Origin of the sequence: Massilia sp. CT11-108 (assembly GCF_047302915.1) — a bacterium.
Classification (GTDB): domain Bacteria; phylum Pseudomonadota; class Gammaproteobacteria; order Burkholderiales; family Burkholderiaceae_D; genus Telluria; species Telluria orientalis.
In genome coordinates this window covers 1-6,718 of sequence record NZ_JBKYMO010000322.1, presented here as the reverse complement: position 1 = coordinate 6,718, position 6,718 = coordinate 1, and the positions used below count along the sequence as shown (strand labels likewise).

5 protein-coding genes are annotated in these 6,718 nt (G+C 66.6%); 3 read left to right on the top strand and 2 right to left on the bottom strand.

All coding sequences use genetic code 11. The features are described from left to right. The coding region (locus ACEN88_RS21655; protein WP_413342915.1) for an acyl-CoA dehydrogenase family protein at positions 1-1,127 on the bottom strand (1,127 nt) is incomplete at its 3' end. A 332-nt stretch (positions 1,128-1,459) separates the two neighbouring features. Between ACEN88_RS21655 and ACEN88_RS21650 the strand changes: the two genes are divergently transcribed. Both ACEN88_RS21650 and ACEN88_RS21645 read left to right on the top strand, forming a co-directional pair. After that, positions 1,460-3,193: a putative bifunctional diguanylate cyclase/phosphodiesterase gene (locus ACEN88_RS21650; protein ID WP_413342913.1), complete on the top strand. Its 1,734-nt coding sequence runs from the start codon at positions 1,460-1,462 to the stop codon at positions 3,191-3,193. After that, the gene (locus tag ACEN88_RS21645) at positions 3,190-4,683 is read left to right on the top strand and encodes an HDOD domain-containing protein (protein ID WP_413342911.1); all 1,494 of its coding nucleotides are present in this window, start codon (positions 3,190-3,192) and stop codon (positions 4,681-4,683) included. Before ACEN88_RS21650 ends, ACEN88_RS21645 begins: the two co-directional genes overlap by 4 nt. A 104-nt stretch (positions 4,684-4,787) precedes the next feature. Here ACEN88_RS21645 and aroC read toward each other — a convergent pair whose 3' ends face one another. Then, entirely contained in the window at positions 4,788-5,882 is a 1,095-nt protein-coding gene (gene aroC, locus ACEN88_RS21640; protein ID WP_413342909.1) for a chorismate synthase, read from the bottom strand. 176 nt (positions 5,883-6,058) lie between these two features. Here aroC and ACEN88_RS21635 point away from each other — a divergent pair. Further along, positions 6,059-6,718 (top strand): DUF3369 domain-containing protein (locus tag ACEN88_RS21635; RefSeq protein ID WP_413342908.1); only part of this gene is annotated, 660 nt, incomplete at its 3' end.

The window sequence follows — 6,718 nt, the reverse complement described above, 5'->3', positions numbered from 1 at the left end:
CAGCGCGCCAGCCGCAGCGCGAACGCGGTCGCCGCTTCCGATTCCAGCGCCAGGTCGGCCAGCACGTTCTGCATCAGCGGCTGGTCGGCGAGCTTGCGCCCGAACGCGCTGCGCGCACGCGCATGGTGCAGCGCGTGGCACAGCGCCGCGCGCATGATGCCGGCCGAGCCCAGCACGCAATCGAGGCGCGTGTGGCTGCCCATTTCGAGGATCGTCGGAATGCCCCTCCCCTCCTTGCCGATCAGCCAGCCGACGGCGTCGCAGAACTCGACTTCGGACGACGCGTTCGACTTGTTGCCGACCTTGTTCTTCAGACGCTGCACACGGATGGCGTTGCGCGTCCCGTCCGGCAGGAAGCGCGGTACGAAGAAACACGACAGACCCGCACTGCCGCCCTCGTCCGTCTGCGCCAGCACGAGATGGGCGTCCGATTGCGGGGCCGAGAAAAACCATTTGTGGCCGACGAGGCTCCACGCGTCGCGCCAATCGGCGCCGAAGCGGGTCTCAGCCACCGCCGGATTCATGCGTGTCGCCCGCGTCGTGTTGGCGCGCACGTCGGTGCCGCCCTGTTTTTCCGTCATGCCCATGCCGATCAGGGCGCCCCGCTTCTGCCCGATCGGCAGCGAGCGCGGGTCGTAGGTGCGCGACAGGATCTTCGGCAGCCAGTGCGCCGCGATGCCCGGGTGCTGGCGCAATGCCAGAACGGACGCGTACGTCATCGTCACGGGACATTGCGAGCCGTTCTCGACCTGGCCGAACAGCAGATAGGCGGCCGCACGCGCGACCTGGGCACCGGGCCGCGGGGCTTCCCACGGCAGCGAGTGGGCGCCGTTTTCGATCAGCAGGCGCATCAGCTCATGCCAGGCAGGGTGGAATTCGACCTCGTCCACGCGATGCCCGCCGCGGTCGAAATTGACGAGGCGCGGCGGGTTGTCGTTCGCCAGCCGGCCCAGGTCCAGCACGGCGGCTGCGCCGAGTTCCCGCCCCAGCCGCCCAAGTTCTCCCTCCGCCCAGCCGGCGCCTTCGCGCACCAGGCCTTCGCGCAGCGCGGGGTCGCAGGCGAACAAGTCGACGTCACCGAACGGCGGCGCCTGGTTGAAAACCTCGTGGGTGTCGAATCGGTTCATGGCGTCCCTCCCGGAATGGCCGAGTTGTTGCAGCTGAGCATCATGTGAACGGCGCGAAAGTTTCTACTTTGCACTGTATCGGCGACAATAACCCTTCAGGCCCACCGCCGGGTTATCGGTTAGGCAACAAGGCTAGCCCAAAGCCGCGTGCGGGGCAAGCGGCACCAATTCAGATGCCGGCACTGCGACGCGTCAAGCAGCGGCAGAAAGTGACACGGCATTGTGCATTTTAGTGCCGGCTGGAATCTTTCGGTGATACATTGCTTGTTGTTTTGGTACACTCCAGCATTAAAGGCAGTTCCTGCCTAGATTTGAAAGCAGATATTTCGACAATGCGCGCCAGTTCACCCGCAGTACCGAACGATCCGCGTCATGCGGCCCCGGCGGCGAGCCCGGACGGCTACATGGAGGCGGTGGGCGACGTCGCGTTCCGCCTCGACCCTTCCGGCCTGATCCGCCACGCAAGCCAGCGCGCCCAGCGTACGTTCGGTGCGCAGACGCTGGCCGGCGCGGTATTGACGACACTGGCCGTCGAAGTCGACCAGGCCGCCCTGCGCAACGCCCTCGTCGATGCCGGCACGGCCAGCGATCCGATACTCGTCGAAGTGCGCCTGCGCTGCGCCGGCAAGGACGCCTGGTTCGAATTGCGCATCGGCCAGCTCCCGGGCAGCCATGAATTGCTGGCCGTCGGCCGCGACATGTCGGCCCAGCGCGCGACCGAACAACGGCTGCGCCACATGGCCACGCACGACGCGCTGACGGAACTCCCGAACCGCCTGCTGCTGTCCGACCGCATCCGCATGGTGATCGCCAATGCGCGCCGCTCGGGCCAGGGCTTCTGCGTCGCCACGATCGGCCTGGACGGTTTTAAAAAAGTCAACGACGGCCTCGGCCACCCAGTCGGCGACGCCGTGCTGCGCCAGGCCGCGATCCGCCTGCGCAAGACCTTGCGCGACAGCGACACGCTGGCACGCGTCGGCGGCGACGAGTTCGTTGCCGTCCTGCCCGGCACGTTCACGCCGGACCAGATCAAGCTCGTGAGCGGCCGCCTGCTGGCCGCGCTGCAATCGCCGTTCGAGGTCGACGGGCATACCGTGTACCTGGGCGCCTCCGTCGGCGTGTCGATCTATCCCGACCACGCCGAGGACGAGATCCGCCTGATCGCCCTCGCCGACGCCGCCATGGGCCGCGCCAAGGAAACGGGCAAGGGCCGCGCAGTCGTCTACAGCGTGCGCGAGAACGGCATGCCGCAGCACGACATCTCGCTCGAAGCCGCGATGTTCCAGGCCGTGCGCGAAGGTGAATTCCTGCTGTACTACCAGCCGATCGTGTCCAGCCGCACGCGCCAGATCGAAGGCTTCGAGACCTTGATGCGCTGGAAGCATCCGACCCTCGGCATGGTGCCGCCCGTGCGCTTCATCCCCATCGCCGAGACCAATGGCCTCATCAACCTGCTCGGCGCCTGGGCGCTGAAGGCGGCACTGGTGCAGCTGCGCCAGTTCGAGGAAGTGGCCAAGCGCGACCTGTACATCTCGGTCAACATCAGCCCGCGCCAGTTCCGCAACGACCGCTTCCTGAACGTGCTGGACGACGCCCTCGGCTTTTCCGGCGCGTCCGGCGACAAGCTCGTGCTCGAGATCACGGAAGGCACGCTGATGGTCGACCCGGCGCACGCGGAGGCGATCCTGACCAGGATGGCCGAACGCAACGCCCGCATCGCGATCGACGACTTCGGCACCGGCTATTCGAGCCTCGCCTACCTGAAACGCTTCCCGATCTCGGTGCTGAAAATCGACCGCGCCTTCATCAAGGACCTGCCCGCCTCGACCAAGGACGCGGCGATCTGCAACGCCGTGCTCGACCTGGCCAAGCACCTCGACCTGTCGGTCGTGGCCGAAGGCGTCGAGACCGAAGAACAACTGACCTACGTCGAGTCGCGCGGATGCGACTACGTACAAGGCTACCTGACCGGGAAGCCGATGCCGGCCCACGTGGCCATGGCCGCGCTCAAGGAAAACCTGTACACGGAACTGCTGCCGGACGAATTACGGGCGGGCCTCACATGAACCAGACTGCTACCATCGAACGATCGCCGAAAGCCGACGCCACCCTCGCCCTGCTGTGGGAGCGGATCCGGCGGCGCGGCGACATGCCCGGCTTCACCAGGGCCATCAACGCCATCCTCGCGTCCATGCGCGGCGAGGACGAGCGCGACTTTTCCATGACCCAGACGGTGCTGTCCGACCCCGTGCTCACCCAGAAGGTGCTGCGCCTGGCGAACAGCGGCATGTACTCGGCCTTCGGCCAGCGCATCAACACCGTCTCCAAGGCCATCCTCGTGTTGGGCACGGAAGCCATCGGCCACCTGGCGCTGGGCCTGAAACTGATCGAGGAACTCAGTAAATCCACGCCGGATTCGCTGCAGGCCCACATCGAGATGGAAAAGGCCGTGCTGGCCGGGATGGTGGCGCACCAGGTCGCGGCCGAAGCGGCCATGCGCGATCCGGAAGAAGCCGTCGTGTGCTCGATCCTCCATTCGCTGGGCCGGATGATGGTCACGTTCTACCTGCCCGAGCACTGGACCCTGATGCAGCAGGCGGCAGGCGCCGGCGACATCGACCCGATCGCCATCGCGCAACTGGGCCTGTCGCTCGAACAGATCGGCCGCGCCACCGCCGAACACTGGGGCCTGCCGCGCAACCTGATCGCCGGCATGCGCCACGTGGAGCCGGGCTTGCGCGGTGCCGACTTTGGCCACGACGACTGGCTCGCCGCCCTCGGCACGATGGCGTCGCAATGCGCCGACAGCCTGTGGCACAACGACGAAGCGGGCGCCGAACAGGTGAAACTGCTGGCCGCCGGCTTCGCGCCGCTGATCGGCATCGAGCCCGACAACATCGTCGGCGCCATCGAGAAGGCGAAGGTCGAAGCGGCCGCGGACCTGTCGATCGCGCCGCTCGCGAATCCGCCCGAGAAGCGCGCCCGCACCGCCGCCGTCACGCGCATGCGCGAGGCCGGCAACAAGATCCTGCTCAGCGGCGTGGCCGACATGCGCGATGGCGCCGCGACCGCGACGCCGGGCCAGATGGTGTCGATGGCGATCGAGACGGCGTACCACGGCCTGTCGTTCACGCGCGCGTTCGGCTTCCTGCGCAACCGCCGCGACGGCCGCTACACGGCCAAGATCGGCCTGGGCGACAACGCCAAGACACTCGTGCCCAAGCTGTCGTTCGACGATACGTACGAACCGAACGTGTTCTTTGCCTCCCTCGGCAGCGACCGCGTGATCTTCATCGAGAACGCGCGCGATCCAAAATTCTCGAGCAAGCTGCCGGGCTGGTGGAAAGGCACGCTGTCCGAGGCCCGCTGCTTCGTCATCATCCCGCTGTGCACGCGCGGCGAGCCGGTCGGCTTCATCTACGGCGACTGGGACGACCGCTTCCCGTCCGTCTACCTGAGCCAGACGGAGTTTTCGCTGCTGAACGAATTGCGCGCGCTCGTCGTGACGAGCGTGGAGCGGCGGCAGCCGGTGGAAGCGGTGGCGAGCCGGGCCTGAACGTCGTCCCTGCGAAGGCAGGGACCCACCTTGCGAGCGTCGCCGCAGCGCGACGAACCTGGGTTCCCGCCTGCGCGGGAACGACGTATCAACTGCTTCGGTATTTAACGCAGGCGCGGCGTATCCACGTGCACGTCACCGCACTGGGCGCGGTTCATCAGGGCGTGATCGATCAGCACCAGCGCCAGCATCGCCTCCGCGATCGGCGTCGCGCGGATGCCCACGCACGGGTCGTGGCGGCCGAACGTCTCGACCGTCACCGGATTGCCCTGCTTGTCGATCGAGCGGCGCGGCGTGCGGATCGACGACGTCGGCTTGATGGCGATGGACACGGCGATGTCCTGGCCCGTCGAGATCCCGCCCAGCACACCGCCGGCATTGTTGCCCACGAAGCCTTCCGGGGTCAGTTCGTCGCCGTGTTCCGAACCCTTCTGCGCGACCGAGTGGAAACCGGCGCCGATCTCCACGCCCTTCACCGCATTGATGCCCATCATGGCGTAGGCGATGTCGGCGTCGAGCTTGTCGTAGATCGGCTGGCCGAGACCCACCGGGACGTTCTTCGCCACCACGTCGATGCGGGCGCCGATGGAATCGCCCGCGCGGCGCAGTTCATCCATTGCCGCTTCCATGCGCGCGATCAGGTCGGCGTCGGACGTCGCGGCGAAGAACGGGTTGGCGTGCACGTGCTTGAAATCCTCGAACGGCACGGGAATGTCGCCCAGCTGGCTCATGCAGCCCATGAACTCGGTGCCGTACTTCTCGCGCAGCCACTTCTTGGCGATGGCGCCGGCGCCGACGACGGGCGCGGTCAGGCGCGCGGACGAGCGGCCGCCGCCGCGCGGGTCGCGCACGCCGTACTTGTGCCAGTAGGTATAGTCCGCGTGGCCGGGACGGAACATCTCGACGATGTTGCCGTAGTCCTTGCTGCGCTGGTCCGTGTTCTCGATCAGCAGCGCGATCGGCGTGCCCGTCGTCACGCCTTCGTAGACCCCGGACAGGATCTTCACCTGGTCCGCTTCCTGCCGCTGCGTCACGTGGCGCGACGTGCCCGGCTTGCGACGGTCCAGCTCGGGCTGGATATCGGCTTCGGACAACGTCAGTCCCGGCGGACAGCCGTCGATCACGCAGCCGATTGCGGGACCGTGCGATTCGCCGAAAGTGGTTACGGAAAACAGCTTGCCAAATGTGTTGCCGGACATGGAATCTCGTTGGGTTGTGCGAATGGAATGGAAGATTCTACCAGCATGGACAAAGGACCGGTGAATTGGCTAGTTGCATCAATAAAAATGTTTCCACATGGAACTTTTTTGCCTGAATTGATAGCATTGCAGATATACTGGTTCGCAACTATCGAGCTTAACCTGGAGACGCAGCAATGCCCGCACCGAACACGCCTCCGGGCGCCGCACAGGACGATGACCTGGTGTTCGCAGACGAGACGCCGGCAGACCCACCTGTGAAGGACGGCGGCGCGTGGCGCGTGCTGATCGTCGACGACGATGCCGACGTCCATTCGACGACGACGTTCGCGCTCGGTGCGCTCGAGATGCACGGCCGGCCGCTGGCATTCCTGCATGCGTATTCCGCCGCCGAAGCGATGGACGTGCTGGCCCGCGAACACGACATCGCCGTGATCCTGCTCGACGTCGTGATGGAACACGCCGACGCGGGGCTGCACCTCGTGCGCCACGTGCGCGACACGCTCGGCCGCCACGACGTGCGCATCATCCTGCGCACGGGCCAGCCCGGCTATGCGCCCGAGATGGACGCCATCCGCGGCTACGACATCAACGATTACCGCACCAAGTCGGAACTCACCCGCACGAAGCTCTACACGAGCGTGGCCGCCGCGATCCGCGCCTACGAGCAGATCCGCGCGCTCGAAGACAGCCGCACGGGCCTTGCCGAAGTCGTGCGCGCCAATACGGAATTGATGGCCATGCACACCGTCGGCGCGATGACGCTCGGCATCCTGCGCGAAGTGGCCGCCCTCGCCGGCCAGCCGGCGGACGGCGTGCTGTGCGCCTGCCCGCCG

Coding starts and splice junctions, on each gene's coding strand:
- ACEN88_RS21650 (WP_413342913.1), top strand. CDS start 1,460: ATGCGCGCCAGTTCACCCGCAGTACCGAACGATCCGCGTCATGCGGCC.
- ACEN88_RS21645 (WP_413342911.1), top strand. CDS start 3,190: ATGAACCAGACTGCTACCATCGAACGATCGCCGAAAGCCGACGCCACC.
- aroC (WP_413342909.1), bottom strand. CDS start 5,882: ATGTCCGGCAACACATTTGGCAAGCTGTTTTCCGTAACCACTTTCGGC.